Source organism: Pseudonocardia sp. Ae717_Ps2, from assembly GCF_001932475.1.
Lineage (GTDB): Bacteria > Actinomycetota > Actinomycetes > Mycobacteriales > Pseudonocardiaceae > Pseudonocardia.
The window spans coordinates 3,507,851-3,522,479 of sequence record NZ_MCIS01000001.1 but is presented as its reverse complement, the minus strand read 5'-3'; the positions used below and the strand labels follow the sequence as shown (position 1 = coordinate 3,522,479).

At 73.6% G+C, this 14,629-nt stretch carries 17 protein-coding genes and 6 tRNA genes; 13 read left to right on the top strand and 10 right to left on the bottom strand.

Going from position 1 to position 14,629, the window contains the following annotated elements:
* Window positions 1–363 precede the first annotated feature (363 nt).
* From Ae717Ps2_RS16080 to Ae717Ps2_RS16060, 5 genes are all read left to right on the top strand, one after another.
* Complete coding sequence (locus tag Ae717Ps2_RS16080) at window positions 364–831, top strand: DoxX family protein (protein WP_075307037.1); 468 nt, start codon at window positions 364–366, stop codon at window positions 829–831.
* A 145-nt stretch (window positions 832–976) separates the two neighbouring features.
* Window positions 977–1,858 (top strand): HipA family kinase, encoded by an 882-nt coding sequence (locus tag Ae717Ps2_RS16075; RefSeq protein WP_075307036.1) that lies wholly within the window; start codon window positions 977–979, stop codon window positions 1,856–1,858.
* Window positions 1,855–2,286 (top strand): DUF3037 domain-containing protein, encoded by a 432-nt coding sequence (locus Ae717Ps2_RS16070; protein WP_083695807.1) that lies wholly within the window; start codon window positions 1,855–1,857, stop codon window positions 2,284–2,286. Before Ae717Ps2_RS16075 ends, Ae717Ps2_RS16070 begins: the two co-directional genes overlap by 4 nt.
* A 95-nt stretch (window positions 2,287–2,381) precedes the next feature.
* On the top strand, window positions 2,382–3,509 hold the full coding sequence (locus Ae717Ps2_RS16065; protein ID WP_233147584.1) for a phosphotransferase family protein: 1,128 nt from the start codon (window positions 2,382–2,384) through the stop codon (window positions 3,507–3,509).
* A gap of 102 nt (window positions 3,510–3,611) precedes the next feature.
* A complete protein-coding gene (locus Ae717Ps2_RS16060) occupies window positions 3,612–4,097 on the top strand; it encodes a DUF6069 family protein (protein ID WP_075307034.1) in 486 nt (161 codons plus the stop codon).
* 2 nt (window positions 4,098–4,099) lie between these two features.
* Here the strand turns inward: Ae717Ps2_RS16060 and Ae717Ps2_RS16055 are convergent, their stop codons facing one another.
* Window positions 4,100–5,440, bottom strand: a complete 1,341-nt coding sequence (locus Ae717Ps2_RS16055; protein ID WP_043278555.1) for a cytochrome P450 — start codon at window positions 5,438–5,440, stop codon at window positions 4,100–4,102.
* A 123-nt stretch (window positions 5,441–5,563) separates the two neighbouring features.
* On the opposite strand from Ae717Ps2_RS16055, the gene Ae717Ps2_RS16050 reads away from it, so the two are divergent.
* Both Ae717Ps2_RS16050 and Ae717Ps2_RS16045 read left to right on the top strand, forming a co-directional pair.
* Window positions 5,564–6,439 carry a metallophosphoesterase gene (locus Ae717Ps2_RS16050; RefSeq protein WP_075333560.1) on the top strand — a complete coding sequence of 292 codons (876 nt, stop codon included), beginning with the start codon at window positions 5,564–5,566 and terminating at the stop codon, window positions 6,437–6,439.
* A gap of 56 nt (window positions 6,440–6,495) precedes the next feature.
* Window positions 6,496–7,839: an FAD-dependent oxidoreductase gene (locus tag Ae717Ps2_RS16045; protein WP_020624104.1), complete on the top strand. Its 1,344-nt coding sequence runs from the start codon at window positions 6,496–6,498 to the stop codon at window positions 7,837–7,839.
* A 65-nt stretch (window positions 7,840–7,904) separates the two neighbouring features.
* Here the strand turns inward: Ae717Ps2_RS16045 and Ae717Ps2_RS16040 are convergent, their stop codons facing one another.
* Together Ae717Ps2_RS16040 and Ae717Ps2_RS16035 are read right to left on the bottom strand one after the other, a co-directional pair.
* Window positions 7,905–8,201, bottom strand: coding sequence for a hypothetical protein (locus Ae717Ps2_RS16040; protein WP_075307032.1), 297 nt, complete (start codon window positions 8,199–8,201; stop codon window positions 7,905–7,907).
* 20 nt (window positions 8,202–8,221) lie between these two features.
* Window positions 8,222–8,476, bottom strand: a complete 255-nt coding sequence (locus tag Ae717Ps2_RS16035; RefSeq protein WP_020624102.1) for a type B 50S ribosomal protein L31 — start codon at window positions 8,474–8,476, stop codon at window positions 8,222–8,224.
* 74 nt (window positions 8,477–8,550) lie between these two features.
* On the opposite strand from Ae717Ps2_RS16035, the gene Ae717Ps2_RS35240 reads away from it, so the two are divergent.
* The 3 genes from Ae717Ps2_RS35240 to Ae717Ps2_RS16020 all read left to right on the top strand — a co-directional run bounded on the left by Ae717Ps2_RS35240 (window position 8,551) and on the right by Ae717Ps2_RS16020 (window position 10,500).
* The gene (locus Ae717Ps2_RS35240; protein WP_139318757.1) at window positions 8,551–8,955 is read left to right on the top strand and encodes a hypothetical protein; all 405 of its coding nucleotides are present in this window, start codon (window positions 8,551–8,553) and stop codon (window positions 8,953–8,955) included.
* Window positions 8,956–9,028: 73 nt separating this feature from the next.
* Entirely contained in the window at window positions 9,029–9,622 is a 594-nt protein-coding gene (locus tag Ae717Ps2_RS16025; RefSeq protein WP_075307031.1) for a helix-turn-helix domain-containing protein, read from the top strand.
* Between the two features lie 59 nt (window positions 9,623–9,681).
* On the top strand, window positions 9,682–10,500 hold the full coding sequence (locus Ae717Ps2_RS16020) for an SDR family oxidoreductase (RefSeq protein ID WP_198932197.1): 819 nt from the start codon (window positions 9,682–9,684) through the stop codon (window positions 10,498–10,500).
* A gap of 2 nt (window positions 10,501–10,502) precedes the next feature.
* On the opposite strand, the gene Ae717Ps2_RS16015 is transcribed toward Ae717Ps2_RS16020, so the two are convergent.
* A tRNA-Gly gene (locus Ae717Ps2_RS16015) sits at window positions 10,503–10,578 on the bottom strand.
* 113 nt (window positions 10,579–10,691) lie between these two features.
* On the opposite strand from Ae717Ps2_RS16015, the gene Ae717Ps2_RS16010 reads away from it, so the two are divergent.
* On the top strand, window positions 10,692–11,438 hold the full coding sequence (locus Ae717Ps2_RS16010) for an SDR family oxidoreductase (protein WP_075333559.1): 747 nt from the start codon (window positions 10,692–10,694) through the stop codon (window positions 11,436–11,438).
* A 67-nt stretch (window positions 11,439–11,505) separates the two neighbouring features.
* On the opposite strand, the gene Ae717Ps2_RS16005 is transcribed toward Ae717Ps2_RS16010, so the two are convergent.
* The 6 genes from Ae717Ps2_RS16005 to Ae717Ps2_RS15980 all read right to left on the bottom strand — a co-directional run bounded on the left by Ae717Ps2_RS16005 (window position 11,506) and on the right by Ae717Ps2_RS15980 (window position 12,753).
* Window positions 11,506–11,580: transfer RNA gene (locus tag Ae717Ps2_RS16005), tRNA-Val, on the bottom strand.
* 1 nt (window position 11,581) lies between these two features.
* A tRNA-Cys gene (locus Ae717Ps2_RS16000) sits at window positions 11,582–11,653 on the bottom strand.
* 30 nt (window positions 11,654–11,683) lie between these two features.
* Window positions 11,684–11,756 (bottom strand) — tRNA-Gly (locus Ae717Ps2_RS15995).
* A 245-nt stretch (window positions 11,757–12,001) separates the two neighbouring features.
* Window positions 12,002–12,076 (bottom strand) — tRNA-Val (locus tag Ae717Ps2_RS15990).
* A gap of 19 nt (window positions 12,077–12,095) precedes the next feature.
* Window positions 12,096–12,168, bottom strand: a tRNA-Gly gene (locus Ae717Ps2_RS15985).
* 156 nt (window positions 12,169–12,324) lie between these two features.
* Window positions 12,325–12,753, bottom strand: a complete 429-nt coding sequence (locus Ae717Ps2_RS15980; protein WP_020624097.1) for an SsgA family sporulation/cell division regulator — start codon at window positions 12,751–12,753, stop codon at window positions 12,325–12,327.
* 279 nt (window positions 12,754–13,032) lie between these two features.
* On the opposite strand from Ae717Ps2_RS15980, the gene Ae717Ps2_RS15975 reads away from it, so the two are divergent.
* Window positions 13,033–13,710, top strand: a complete 678-nt coding sequence (locus Ae717Ps2_RS15975) for an RNA polymerase sigma factor (protein WP_060711644.1) — start codon at window positions 13,033–13,035, stop codon at window positions 13,708–13,710.
* Window positions 13,711–13,736: 26 nt separating this feature from the next.
* Window positions 13,737–14,612, top strand: coding sequence for an anti-sigma factor (locus Ae717Ps2_RS15970; protein WP_075307027.1), 876 nt, complete (start codon window positions 13,737–13,739; stop codon window positions 14,610–14,612).
* The last annotated feature ends 17 nt before the right edge of the window (window positions 14,613–14,629 follow it).

Here is a 14,629-nt window from a genome sequence, read left to right as displayed (position 1 = left end):
GAGCGGCACGTCCGGAACGCCGGGCTGCACGACGTGACGACCGTCGGTGACCCCCTGCGGAGTGGTCGTCGAACCACTGCGACATACGGGTGATGGCCGCCCGGAAGGTGCGACCCTCCGTGCTCGTGACCTGCGGTGATGCGCCCGTGCGGCGACCGCTCGTCCGGTCGTACCGCGTGACGCACCGGCCGCAGCGCTCCCCGGTCGGGTGACCGGCTGTCCGGTGCGCCTCGTCGCGCCGTGCGGCCATTTCGTCGCGCAGAGTTGCTGAACTCGGCGGAGTAGCACGTTCGTGCGCTTAGGTCTTGTGCATTCCGTGGTGACGAGCTCACCCGCGGTGACCAACTCGCTCCTGGAGGAACCGTGTACCGCTCCCTGACCGGAACCCCGCGCGACGTCGCGCTGCTCGTCGCCCGTCTGCTGCTGGCCTACATCATGGTCATGCACTCGTGGAAGAAGATCGACGCCGGTCTGTTCGACACCGCCGCCGTGTTCGCGAAGTTCGGCATCCCGCTGGCCATCGGCGCGGCGTCGTTCACGATCGTGGTCGAGCTCGTGTTCTCGCTGTCGGTCGCCCTCGGTGTCCGCATGGTCGTCCCCGGTGCACTGATGACCTTCGTGATGGCCGGCGCGATCTGGTTCGTCCACGGCAAGAACGGCCTGTTCATGGCCGACAACGGCTGGGCGCCGGTCGGCACGATCATCTGCGCCACGCTGATCCTCATGTCCAGCGGCCCGGGCCGGTTCAGCGTCGACGAGCTCCTGGCCCGCCAGGCGGCCCGCCGCATGGAGCAGACCCAGGCGATCCCGCGCCAGACCGTCTCGGTCTGACCCGTACCTCCCGGCCCGCCCGCGCGCCCCGGAGCCGGCCGGGCCGGTGATCCTCCTACCGGCCCGGCCGGCGAGCGCGACCACGGCCCGCACCCCGACGCCACGGGGTGCGGGCCGTTCGCACGTCCGGCGCTAACCTCCGCGGGTGAGCCAGGAGCCGACGACCGAGAAGCGGGCCCTGCCCCGGCTGACCGCGATCCGGTACGTGACCCCGCTGCGCGAGGGCGGGTCGCTGCCCGGACTGATGGAGGCCGACGACCTCGGCACCTACGCGGTGAAGTTCACCGGCGCCGGGCAGGGCCGTCCGGTGCTGGTCAACGAGATCGTCGCCGGGGAGCTCGCCCGCGCGCTGGGCCTGCCCGTCCCGCGGATCGCGACGATCGTCGTCGACGGGACGCTCGGGCGCACCGAGCCCGACGAGGAGGTCCAGGAGCTGCTCCGGAACTCCGACGGGCTCAACCTCGCCGTCGACTTCCTGCCGGGGGCGCTCGACCTGGACCCGGTCGCGTTCGACGTCGGGCCCGGGTTCGCCGGGCGGGTGCTCTGGTTCGACGCGCTCGTCGGGAACGTCGACCGCTCCTGGCGCAACTCGAACATGCTGCTCTGGCACCGCAGGCCCTACCTGATCGACCACGGCGCGACGCTCACCTTCGCCCACGACTGGTCGGCCGCGTCGCGGTTCGCCCACCGTCCGTTCGACGCCGGCGACCACGTGCTGCTCGGTGCGCACCCCGACCTCGACTCCGCCGACGCCGCGCTCGCCCCGCAGGTCACCCCGGCCCTGCTCGACGAGGTGCTGGCACTCGTCCCCGACGAGTGGATCGCCGACGTCGACGGCGTCGGCGGTCCCGACGCCGTCCGTGCCGCCTACGCCGAGGCCCTGCTGGCCCGGGTCGCGGCACGCGGGGACTGGTTGCCGGGCGTCGCCGCGACGGTGGCCGCGGGCAGACCCCGGCCGGTCGACCGGGCGCCCCGCCGTCCACCGTGGCTGCGGATCGGTGGCGTCGGCGGCGGGGAGGGCCGGTGAGCGACCTCGTCCCCTACGAGTACGCGCTGCTGCGGGTCGTGCCGCGGGTGGAACGCGGGGAGTCGATGAACGCCGGGGTGCTGCTGCACTGCCGGGCCCGCGACGTCCTCGCGGTGCGCGTCCACCTCGACCGTGCCCGGCTGGCCGCGCTCGACCCGACCGCCGACGCCGACGCCGTCGACGAGCTGCTGGCGACCGTGGCCGCGGTCGCCGCGGTGCCCGAGCCGCCGCGGTCGGACCGGCACGCCACCGGCGCGCTGGCCGCCCGCGGCCCCGGCGCGGGGGAGGACATCGGACGCCGTTTCCGGCGCCTCACCACCGCCCGCAGCACCATCGTGTGCCCCGGCCCAGTGCACACCGGGCTCACCGCGGACCCGGCCGCGGAGGCCGAACGCCTGCTGGCCCGGCTCGTCCTGCCACCGTCCTAGGAGCGGACGCCTCGGCCGGTGCCGGGAAACCCAGGGCCGTGCCGCCGGGGCCGCCGGTGCCACTGGTCGCGCGGTCCGGCCCGGAGGACGTGCCGGTGTTCTCCGTCCGGGGGCTGGTCGGCGCGGGGGCGATCATGTTGCATCGGGGGATGACCGACGCACACGACGGGGTGGACCCGGTCGCCCTGACCCGCTGGCTGGCGGCCGAGGTGCCGCAGGTCGAGCTCGGCGACGGCCCGGTGGCCGTGGAGCGGATCTCCGGCGGACACTCCAACCTCACCTTCCGGGTCACCGACGCCCGCGGCACGCCGTACGCACTGCGCCGCCCACCGACCGGGGGTGTGCTCGCCACCGCGCACGACATGGGCCGGGAGTGGCGCTTCCTGACCGCACTGGCCGGCACCGCGGTCCCGGTGCCGGAGCCGGTCGCCCTCTGCACGGACACCGCGGTGCTCGGCGCCGGCTTCTACCTGATGGGCTGGGTCGACGGTGTCGTCCCGGGGGACCGCGCCGCGGGCGAGGCCGTCCCCGAACCGGAACGGCGGGCCTGCGGTCTCGACACCGCCGAGGTGCTCGCCGCACTGCACTCCGTCGACCCCACCGAGGTGGGGCTCGCCGACCTGGCGCGGCCCGGCCGCTACCTGGAGCGGCAGCTGCGCCGCTGGCACCGGCAGGCGCACGCCGGCGCGTTCACCGACCTCGCCGCGCTCGACGCCGCGCACGCCGCACTGGTCGAGGCGATGCCGCCGGAGCCGTCCGACGGTCCGCGGATCGCGCACGGCGACTACCGGCCGGGCAACCTGTCGTTCCGCGGCGGCCGGATCACCGGTGTCTTCGACTGGGAGCTGGCGGCCCTGGGGGAACCGCTGGCCGACCTCGGGTGGCTGCTGGCGTCCTGGGAGCGTCCCGGCGACACCCTGCCGGCGATCACCAGCGGCCCGACCGCGGCGCCCGGCTGGCCCGACCGTGACCTCGTCGCCGCCCGCTACGCCGCCCGCTCCGGGCGGGCGCTGGACCAGCTGCCGTACTGGGTGGCGTTCGCGCACTGGCGCTGCGCCTGCATCGGGGCCGGGGTCTGGACGCGGTACGCCCAGGGCAACATGGGCTCAGGCGCCGAGTCGGGGGAGGCCCTGGAACGCCGTGGCGAGCGGGTGGTCGCCGACGCGGAGGCCGCACTCGCCGCGTTGCGCCGCGGGCGGACGGGGCGTCGTCGCGGGGCGTAGTCTTCTGCCCACCACAGGTGATCACCCGGCGCGGGTGGTCACCGCCGCGCGGCGCCGCACCGACGCCGCGCACGGCCCGTCCGCGACCGGGGGAGTACGACGATGTCCGAGGCCGACGACCGCACCCGAGAGATGAGCCGGGAGACCGCCCGGCCGCGTCCCCGCAGCGGGGTGAACCCCGGCCGGCTGTGGGCCGGCGGTGTGGCGACGGCGGTGACCGCCGCGCTGATCGCCCTGGTGGGGCTGCTGATCCTGCAGGTCCTGCTGCAGATCCCGTACCTGGCCCCGGCCGTCTCCGAGCCGCTCGACGGGTGGGCCGCGGCGCAGAGCCTCGCGAGCTGGGCGGCGGTCGCCGGTCTCGCGGCCACCGGCCTCGCGCACCTGCTGCTGGTCGCGGTGCCCAGCCCCATGTCCTACTTCGGCTGGATCGCCGGGCTGCTCACCGCGCTGGCCGCGGTGTCGCCGCTGATCCTCACCGAGCAGCCCTGGACGGTCCGCATCGCCACCGCGGTGATCCACCTCGTCATCGGGATGTCGATCATCAGCCTGGTGACGACGACGGTCACCAGCGCCACCAACCGGGCCTGAGCTCAGACGTCGACGGGGACCCGGGCGTCGCCCAGGCGGACCGGCAGCGTCCGGTAGCCGCGCAGCACCCGGGTCCCGCGCAGCTCGGCGGGGCCGTCGGCACGCAGGTCGGGGTAGCGGTCGAACAGCGCCCGGAGCCCGACCTCGCCCTCCATCTTCGCCAGTGCCGCACCCAGGCAGTAGTGGATGCCCTGGCTGAACGCGACGTGGCGGTCAGCCCCCTCGCGCCCGACGTCGAAGCGGGCCGGGTCGGCGAACACCTCCGGGTCCCGGTTCGCACCGCCGAGGTGGGTGACCACCAGCGCGCCCCGCTCGACCGGGAACCCGCACACCTCGGTGTCGCGGGCGGCGACGCGCGCGGTCCGCTGGACGGGGGAGTCGTAGCGCAGGATCTCGTCGGCGGCGTTCGGCCACAGTGCCGGGTCGGCCTGCAGCCGGGCGAGCTCGTCGGGGTGGGTCAGCAGCAGGCGGGTGCCGTTGCCGATCAGGTTGACCGTCGTCTCGAACCCAGCGGCGAGCAGCAGCATCGCCAGCGACAGCAGCTCGTCGTGGGTGAGCCGGCCCTCCTCCTCGTCGTAGGTGGCGACCAGGGAGGACAGGATGGAGTCGTTGGGCTCGCGGCGCAGCCGCTCGAAGTGCTCGGCCATCCACTCGGTGAGCGCGTCGATGTCGCGCTCGGACCGGCGGAACTTCGCGTAGTCCAGTCCCATGTCCAGGGAGTAGGCCCCGCCGGCGCCCCACTCGAGGAACTGCTCCCGCATCTCCACCGGAGCGCCGAGCATCTCGGTGATGACCGTGGCCGGCAGCAGCGAGGCGTAGCCGGAGATGACGTCGGTGCGCCGGTCGGCGCCGGCCCGGGCCTCGAGGTCCGCGAGCAGCTGCGCCGCGATCTCCTCGGTGCGTCCGCGCAGCGATGAGATCGCCTTGGCACTGAACGAGCGGGTGACCAGCTTCCGGATCCGGTTGTGGTCCGGCGGGTCGATCGCCAGCAGCGACGGCGGTTCGGCCGGCCCGAGCGGCCAGGTCCCGCCCGCCGCGAGCAGCGCGCGCAGCAGGCCCGGGGCGTTCTCCGGCATGCGCATGCCCACGCAGAAGTCGGGGCTGCGCAGCACCTCGGTGGTGATCTCGTGGTCGACCGTGGTCCAGGTCAGGGCCGAGCGCACCATCCGGCCCTGACCACGGATCTGCTCGTAGGCCGGGTACGGGTCCCGGACCACCTCCGGGCTGATGATCATGTGGGCGCCCAGGTCGCCCTTGCCCGCCTGGCGGGTCACCTCCTGGCGCATCGCCCCGTGCCGCAGCACCCACCGGATCCACCGTCGTACGCCTCGCGATGCCGCCATGCCGGCCTCCCCGCCTCGTCGTCGAGCTCGAATCCGAAGCTACCAGGGGTAAGTTACCGCGGGTAGGCGCGTTTCGCCGCCCCGGCGGGGGGTGGCCCCGGTGTCACCGGGTACCAATGACGGGTGACCGCCGTCGGGGAGCCGCGCCTGCTCGCGGTCAGTGACCTGCATCTGCGGTACGCGGAGAACGGTGACATCGCCGCGGGGCTGCGCCCGTCGCACCCGGGCGACTGGCTGATCGTCGCAGGTGACGTCGACGAACGGATCGAGAGCGTCGTCGCGACGCTCGCCGCGCTGCGCGACCGCTTCGCCCGGGTGCTGTGGACACCGGGCAACCACGAGCTCTGGACCCGCGCCAAGAATGTCCGGGCCGACTCGGTCGAGCGGCTCTCCGGTGTCGCCCGCTACGACGAGCTGGTCCGCCGCTGCCGGGAGATCGGGGTGCTGACCCCGGAGGACGCGTGGCCGGTGTGGGACGGGCCGGGCGGACCGGTCGTCGTCGCGTCGCTGTTCGTGCCCTACGACTACTCGTTCCTGCCCGCCGGCACCTCGACCCCGGAGGAGGGGCTGGCCGCGGCCCACGCCGCGGGTGTCGTCTGCACCGACGAGTACCTGCTCCACCCGGACCCGTACGCGACGCGGGCGGAGTGGTCCGCGGCCCGGGTGGCCGCCACCGTCGCCCGCCTCGACGCGCTCGACCCGGACCTGCCGACCGTCCTGGTGAACCACTGGCCGCTGGTCCGCGAGCCCTGCGACGTCCTGTGGTACCCGGAGTTCGCGCTCTGGTGCGGGACGACGGCGACGGCGGACTGGCACCGCCGCTACCGGGCCCGGGCGGTCGTGCACGGTCACCTGCACATCCCGCGCACGGTCACCGTCGACGGCGTGCCGTTCGTCGAGGTGTCGCTGGGCTACCCGCGGGAGTGGCGACGCCATTCCGAACGGGTCGGCGGGCACTTCCCGGACCAGTTGCCGCGCACGGTGTCGCCTGCATCATAGTTAGGCAAGGCTTACCTTGCTATAGCCTCGGGGTCCGTCGACACCCGAGGAGAACGATGACTGCGCTGCGCGTCGCCGTGATCGGTGCCGGTCCGGCCGCCGTCTACACCGCCGACACCCTGCTGAAGTCCGACGCCGACGTCACCGTGGACCTGTTCGAGAAGCTGCCCGCACCGTTCGGGCTGGTCCGCTACGGCGTCGCCCCGGACCACCCGCGGATCAAGCAGATCGTGCACGCCCTGCACCGCGTGCTGGACCGCCCCGGTGTGCGGCTGTTCGGCAACGTCCACGTCGGGACCGACATCACCCTGTCCGACCTGCGCGAGCACTACGACGCGGTCGTCGCGGCCACCGGCTGCGAGCGGGACCGGGACCTCGACGTCCCCGGGATCGACCTGCCGGGCAGCCACGGTGCCGCCAGCTTCGTGCAATGGTACGACGGCCACCCCGACGTACCCCGGGACTGGACGCTCGACGCGTCGTCGGTCGCGGTGATCGGTGCCGGGAACGTGGCCCTGGACGTCGCCCGGATCCTGGCGAGCACCGCCGAGGACCTGGCGAGCACCGAGATCCCGGACTCGGTCCACGCCGGGCTCTCCCGCAACCCGGCCACCGACGTGCACGTGTTCGCCCGTCGCGGGATCGCCCACGCCCGGTTCAGCCCGATGGAGCTGCGCGAGCTCGACCACGTCCCGGGTGTCGAGGTGATCGTCGACCCGGCCGACGTCGAGTTCGACGACGTCGCCGCCGCCGAGGTCCGCTCCGCCAAGCACGTCGAGATGGTGGTGCGGACCCTGCAGGGGTGGGCGCTGCGCGACCGGCGCGGCGATCCGCGCCGGGTGCACCTGCACTTCCTCTCGCGCCCCGAGCGGATCCTCGGCACCGACCGCGTCGAGGGCATCCGGATCGAGCGCACCGAGTACACCGGCCACGGCGACGTCCGCGACACCGGCCGGTTCACCGATTTCCCGGTCGGTGCGGTCTACCGGGCGATCGGCTACACCGGCTCGCACCTGGCCGATCTGCCGTTCGACCACGAGCACGGCGTGCTGCCGCACCGCAAGGGGCGGGTGCACGACATCGACGGCCAGGAGCTGCCCGGCGTTTACGCCGTCGGCTGGATCAAGCGCGGACCGGTCGGGCTGATCGGGCACACCAAGGGCTGCGCGTCGGAGACCGTCGCAAGCCTGCTGGCCGACGCCCCGCAGCTGCCCCGGGCCCCCCGCCGCGATCCGGCGGAGGTCGAGGCGCTGCTGGAGCGCCGGGGCGTGGCCTACACGACCTGGAGCGGCTGGCTCGCGCTCGACAAGCACGAGCGCAGCCTCGGCGAGGCGCGCGGCCGCGAGCGGACGAAGGTCGTGCCGCGCGAGGACATGGTGGAGATCAGCAGAACGGGATGACCCTCCGGCCCACGACGCCGGATGCCGGGGTGGGTGGTCGCGGAACTCCGCGGCCGCCCACCCGATCACTCCCGCGGCTCCCGCGGCGCGGGCAGTGCCCGCGGGGGCCGGCGGCCGACCGGTTCGCGCCGTCCGCGCTCCCGGGACGGGACGAACAGCCACAGCACCCACACTCCCGGGCCGCTGGCCAGCAGGATCGCGGTGGCCAGCCACCCGTCGCGCCACAGGGCGCCGGCGACGAGCCAGCCCGCGATCCACACCGCCATCGCGACGAGCCGGATCCGGATGCGACGACCGTGCTCGACCGCCAGCGGCTCGGTCAGGTCGGTGACGACCTGGACCCGTTCGCGACGGCGGCGCATGCCGGCGACGCTACGCGGGGTCAGCCGCGCGTGCGCTCCCCGAAGCGGCGGCGGAACTTCTCGACCTGGCCGGCGGCGTCGAGCACCCGCGCGTTGCCCGTCCAGAACGGGTGCGACGCCGAGGTCGTGTCCACCTTGATCAGGGGATAGGTGTTCCCGTCCGACCACTCGACGGTCTCGCGCGAGGTTTCGGTCGACCGGGTCAGGAACTCGTCGCCGGTGGACGTGTCGCGGTAGACGACCGGGCCGTACGGGGGGTGGATGCCGGGCTTCACGGTGTTCCTCCTGCGTCGCGGGTGTTACCGTCATAGTAATCGACAATGATTACTGTTTACAGGAAGGGGTGCCGGTGGACGGGTTCACGGTGGTCCGGTGCGGGGCCTGTGCCCACGCGCCGTCGGGATTCGACGAGGACGCGCACGGCACCGTCGCGGCCCTGCCCGGCATCGACGAGGTGCTGGTGGAGGGCCTGCGCGCGGTGGTGCAGGACAGCGCCCACGGGGTGCTCGTGACCACCGGGTGCCGGCTCGGGCCGGGCGTCTGTGCGGTCCGCCGGCCCGGGCTGATGCTGCTGGTGCAGGCCTGCGACGCGACCCGCACCCGTCCCGAGTCGCCGGTGGTCGCGGTCGGCCCGGTCCGCAGCACCGACGACGTCCGCGCGGTGACCCGCTGGCTCCAGGACGGCGCGCCCGACCCGCAGGCACTGCCCGCACGGCTGCGTTGCGCGATCACCCCGGAGACGGCTCGGGGCTGATGCCTGCCTCTCCGAGAGGCCGGGCCCGCCGCTCCGTCTTGCAAGGAACCTTGCCGATCGGCAATCTGGCGGTGTGGACGACACCGGACGCGACGTGCTCGCCGGGGTGGGCCCGCGGCTGCGGGACCTGCGCCGTCGCCGCGGCGCCACCCTCGACCAGCTCGCCGCGGAGACCTCCCTGACCGCGAGCACGCTGTCCCGGCTGGAGACCGGAAAGCTGCGGCCGACGCTGGAGCAGCTGCTGCCGCTGGCCCGGGCCCACGGGGTCCCGCTCGACGACCTGGTGCAGGCACCACCGACCGGCGATCCCCGCATCCACCTGCGCCCGGTGCGTCACCGCGGGCTGGTGTTCGTCCCGCTGACCCGGCGCGGTGGTGGGGTCCAGGCCTTCAAGGTGATCTACCCTCCGGCGGCCGCGTCCGCGACGACCGCCCTGCAGACCCACGAGGGCTACGAGTGGTTCTACGTCCTCGACGGCCGGGTGCGGCTGGTCCTCGACGACACCGAGCACCTCCTCGACCCCGGCGAGGTCGTCGAGTTCGACACCGGCACACCGCACTGGATCGGCAGCGCCGACGACCGGCCCGCCGAGACGCTCGCGCTGTTCAGCCTGCAGAGCGAGCACGCACACCTCAGCCACGGCGCAGCGGGTCCGGGCCGCCACTGAGCCCGGTCCGCCCACTTTCTCCCTCGCGCGGCCGGGGCGTGGTCGGGCAGGGTCGGGGTGTGAGCACCCTGCGCCGGGACCCGATGCCGTTGCGCGGCCGGACCGCGCTCGTGACCGGCGGTGGCCGTCGCGGCGGGATCGGGCACGCGACCGCCTGCCGGCTCGCCGCGTACGGCGCGGCCGTGGTCGTGCACCACTTCGCCCCGCACGACGCGGCGCAGCCGTGGGGCGCCGACGACGTCGACGACGTGCTGGCCGAGGTGCGGACGCACGCGACGGCGCCCGTCGCCGGGGTGCACGCCGATCTCGCCGACCCGTCCGCGCCGCAGCGGCTGCTCGACACCGCCCGTGAGCTCGCCGGGCCGGTGGATCTGCTCGTCGCCAACCAGGCGCTGTCGGGGTCCGACGGCCCGCTGGGGGAGCTGTCCGTGGAGCTGGACCGGCACTGGGCGGTCGACGCGCGTGCCTCGATCCTGCTGGTCCAGGCGTGGGCGAACGCGCACGACGACACCCGTCCCGGTGGCGCGGCCGTCCTGCTCACCTCGGGGCAGGCACGCGGGCCGATGCCCGGTGAGGTGGCCTACGCCGCGGCGAAGGCGGCCGTCGCGGGGATCACCCCGACCCTGGCCGACCAGCTCGCGGACCGGCGGCTGCGGGTCAACACGGTGAACCCGGGGCCGGTCGACACCGGCTACCTCGGCGCGGACGCGTTCCGCGAGATGGCCCCGATGTTCCCGTTCGGCCGGTTCGGTGAGCCGGACGACCCGGCCCGGCTAATCGCCTGGTTGTGCACCGACGAGGCGGCCTGGATCACCGGACAGGTGATCGACTCCGAAGGTGGGTTCGCGCGGCACCGGAACGGGTGGCGCCCCGGGTGAGGTGGAGCGGACGACGGGATTCGAACCCGCGACCCTCACCTTGGCAAGGTGATGCGCTACCAGCTGCGCTACGTCCGCATGCGCACCGTCCCCGGTGCGTGCCCGACCACGATAGCCCACCGGATCCTGGTCTCCGCGCCGCACCCCGGCGATGATCATTACTGCGCCCGGGGTGCGGGTACACCGCCGTCATGAGCGGACGGTTGGACGGGACGACGGTGATCGTGACGGGAGCGTCGAGCGGCATCGGTGAGGCGACCGCACGGGCGCTGTCGGCCGAGGGTGCGACGGTGGCGCTGCTGGCCCGGCGCCGGGAGCGGCTCGAGGAGCTGGCGGACTCGCTGCCGGGGTCGTCGGTGCACCCGGTGGACGTCGCCGACGACGACGCGCTGCACGCCGCCGTGGCGGCCGTGGTCGAGCAGCACGGCGGGCTGGACGTGCTGGTCAACAACGCCGGCGTCGGGGCCTGGGGCCCGGCGGCCGAGGCCGACGTCGCGGACTGGCGCAGGATGATCGACGTCAACCTCATGGGTGTGCTGTCGGCGACGCACGCGGCCCTGCCGCACCTGGCGTCGGCAGCCGGTGGCCCGCGCGGCGTCGCCGACGTGGTGACGATCAGCTCGGCGGCCGGACGACGGGTCCCCTCCCCGCACAGCAATGTCTACGCGGCCACCAAGCACGGGGTCGGCGCGTTCTGCGAGGCGCTGCGCCAGGAGTACGCCGAACGCCACGTGCGGGTGGGCCTCGTGGAGCCCGGCCTCGTCACCTCGGAGATGACGACCTCGGATGCGCAGTACGCGCCGGACGTGACCTCGACGGGCGAGCGCGGGGTGCTGCAGCCGGCCGACATCGCCGACGCCGTCGTCTACATCGTGACCCGACCGCGGCACGTGGCGGTCAACGAGGTGCTGGTGCGGCCGGTGGAACAGGTGCGGTGACCTCGGCGCGGAGCCCGGAAACGCAGAATCCCCGGGGCCGGGATTCCGGCCCCGGGGATCCGGGACATGGTGCGCGATACTGGGATTGAACCAGTGACCCCTACCGTGTCAAGGTAGTGCTCTCCCGCTGAGCTAATCGCGCGAGGCGGCGGCGGGAATCGAACCCGCGTACAGGGCTTTGCAGGCCCTTGCCTAAGCCACTCGGCCACGCCGCCGGAAACCGGCCTGCTGTCGCGGCCCGGCAGAGCGGACGACGGGATTCGAACCCGCGACCCTCACCTTGGCAAGGTGATGCGCTACCAGCTGCGCTACGTCCGCATGTCGCACCGTTCCCGAAGCGTTTCCGCGAGTTCCCGGTGCGTTGGGAGAACAGTAGCGCACGGTCCGTGGCCGCTGTCGAGGGGATACCCGATGATCGTCTGCCCAGGTCGGCGGCGCTATGACGGCCGGAGGCGTCCGGGGGAGCGCGCTGCCGGCCTCTCGCGGGCCGTGTCGGCCATCCGGTCACGTTCGGGAAAAGCAAGATCCCCGAGGCCGACGTGCGGCCCCGGGGATCTGGGAAATGGTGCGCGATACTGGGATTGAACCAGTGACCCCTACCGTGTCAAGGTAGTGCTCTCCCGCTGAGCTAATCGCGCGTGGGAAGAGAAGTCTCCGAGCGGACGACGGGATTCGAACCCGCGACCCTCACCTTGGCAAGGTGATGCGCTACCAGCTGCGCTACGTCCGCACCGTGCACCGCGTCCCGGGCCGTGAGGCCCGTCCGCGGCGCGGTGAGAGAACATTAGCACCCGCCCCGAGGGGGGTCCGACCGCCCCCTCTCTCCACCACCGGATGTCCTCTCACGTGCGGAGACGCGCTCCGCCCGGTGGTGGGGTGCCTCGGTTCAGTCCCGGGCGGTGGTGTCCAGCAGGTCCGCGAGGGCGGCGTCGAAGTCGAGCCACGAGTACTCGGCGGCGGCGGGCACGGCGTCGTAGGTCGCCTGCAGGAACTCCGACAGCGTCGCCGCGGAGGTGGTGAACAGGGCGTGGCCCGAGGGGGAGGTGAGCTCGAGCTCGATCCGGGTCGGGTCGTCGCTCATCGGCTGCACCCGGACGTCGCCGGTGCCGGCGGAGTCGACCAGGCCGTCGCCGAGCAGGTCGCGGGCGAAGACCCAGTCGACCGTGGTGTCGTGGCCGGTCTTGAACGAGGCCTGGACGGCGTAGGGGTCGCGGCTCGTGTAGGACAGTTCGACCTTCACGGGCACGACGGGCGCGTCCGGAGCGATGAGCTCGAACATGGCCGTCGCCCGGATCGTCTTGGACTCGTCGCGCATCGGTGATCCTCTTTCGTGGGGGCGTTGCGTGGGGCGTCAGTGTGGGAACGAGAGAGAAGGCCTCGGGGTGACGGGTTCGATGCGCATGAACGTGGGTCACCGTGGGATGACCCCCGATCGAGTCACAACGGTGTAACTCACCGCGTGCGACGACAGGGCTGAACGGGGCTCGGCGCCGTCCTGGCGTGTGAGCCGCGCAGCGCAGAACGACTACTCTCGTCGGAGTCCGAACCGGAACGGGTGCGGACACCGAACACAGCAATCGTGAGGACAACGCTGGTGGCAGGCATCGCCGATCCGCCGGACCGCCCCGAGCACGGGCGGGCCGCCGGGCCTGCCGCGCGCCGTGATCCGTCACGTCGCGACGACGCCGGGGACGCGCGTCTCGTGCAACGGATCGTGTCCGGGGACTCGACCGCACTGGGCGAGCTGTACGACCGGTTCGGGCGCCAGGCCTACTCCCTCGCGCGCCGCATCTGCGCCGACGAGGGTCTCGCCGAGGACGTCGTCCAGGAGGTCTTCCTGGCCTTCTGGCGCGACCCGTCGCGCTTCGACCCCGCCAAGGGCCGGTTCGGCACCTGGCTGTTGACACTGGTGCACCACAAGTCCGTCGACGCCGTCCGCCGGGAGAGCGCCATCCGGCGTCGCACCGTCCCGGCGTCGGAGGACGGCTCGGAGTGGAACGCCCCGCCCGGGCCGGGCGCCGACGAGGGAGCCATCGGCGCGCTGGTCGCGGGCCACGTGCGTGACGCGCTCGATCAGCTGCCCGCCGACCAGCGGAAGGTCCTGGCGCTGGCGTACTACGGCGGCTACACGCAACGCGAGGTGGCCGCGATGACAGGGGTGCCGCTGGGCACCGTGAAGTCCCGCATGTTCACCGGGGTGGCCAAGCTCCGGAATCTGCTGGGCCCCGTGGTCGGGGACGCCGGGGCGGACCTGGCGGGAGGGCTGTCGTGAACGACAACGAGGGGAGGCCCTGTCCGATGAACGAGCAGACGGTCGGCTGGGCGCTCCACGCCCTCGAGCCCGACGAGGAGATCGAGGTGCTGCAGCACCTCGAGGGCTGCGACGAGTGCCGTCGGCTCGCCGCCGACGTGGCCGAGACGACCACCGTCCTCGGCGGCGCGGTGCAGCAGGTGGAACCGCCCGCGTCGCTGCGCGACGCGATCCTGGAGCAGGCCCGGAACACCCCGCAGGTCGGACGGGTCGGTGACCGGGCGCTCCCGCGCCACGCGCTGCGCGACGACGTCGCGTCCTCCGGAGCTTCGCCCGAGGGCGGGGCGCGCCCGTCGCGGTCCGAGCGGCCCACCGTCGCCGCGACACGCCCGCCGGCGGGGCCCGGACGCGGCCGCACCCGGAACGGGTGGCTGCGCCGCCCCGGTCGGGTACTGGTCGCGGCGGCCGTCGCACTCGCGGTGATCGTCAGCGGGGGAGTCGTCGTCGGGCAGATGCGGTCGATGCAGGCGGAGCGCGACGCGAGCCTCGCGCAGGCCCAGGAGATGCGCGACGTACTCTCCGCCATCGCGCAGCCCGGGACCCCGCACGCCTTCCTGTCCCCCGAGCCGGGAGGACCGATGGTCGCGGCCGTCGTGATGAAGGACGGACAGCGGGAGGTCATGCCGATGGGGCTCGACCCGAACGAGCCCGCCGACCAGACCTATGTCCTGTGGGGGCTGAACGGGGACGGAACTCCGCGGGCGATCGGCACGTTCGACGTGCGAGCGGGTCAGTCGGGACCGGTATCCGTAGAATCGCCCGACAGCGGGAGCTACGGGACATACGCCGTCTCGCTCGAGCGCGGAAGGGAGGCTCCCCACGCGCCGACCAACGTAGTCGCGGCCGGGCAGGTGGAGACCTGAGTACGACGGAGAAGAAC

Excerpts from the sequence above, each read along its gene's own strand:
- Ae717Ps2_RS15980 (WP_020624097.1), bottom strand. The coding sequence starts at position 12,753 with ATGCGCGACGAGTCCAAGACGATCCGGGCGACGGCCATGTTCGAGCTC.
- Ae717Ps2_RS15970 (WP_075307027.1), top strand. The coding sequence starts at position 13,737 with ATGAACGAGCAGACGGTCGGCTGGGCGCTCCACGCCCTCGAGCCCGAC.
- Ae717Ps2_RS16045 (WP_020624104.1), top strand. The coding sequence starts at position 6,496 with ATGACTGCGCTGCGCGTCGCCGTGATCGGTGCCGGTCCGGCCGCCGTC.
- Ae717Ps2_RS16060 (WP_075307034.1), top strand. The coding sequence starts at position 3,612 with ATGTCCGAGGCCGACGACCGCACCCGAGAGATGAGCCGGGAGACCGCC.
- Ae717Ps2_RS16055 (WP_043278555.1), bottom strand. The coding sequence starts at position 5,440 with ATGGCGGCATCGCGAGGCGTACGACGGTGGATCCGGTGGGTGCTGCGG.
- Ae717Ps2_RS16010 (WP_075333559.1), top strand. The coding sequence starts at position 10,692 with ATGAGCGGACGGTTGGACGGGACGACGGTGATCGTGACGGGAGCGTCG.
- Ae717Ps2_RS16040 (WP_075307032.1), bottom strand. The coding sequence starts at position 8,201 with ATGCGCCGCCGTCGCGAACGGGTCCAGGTCGTCACCGACCTGACCGAG.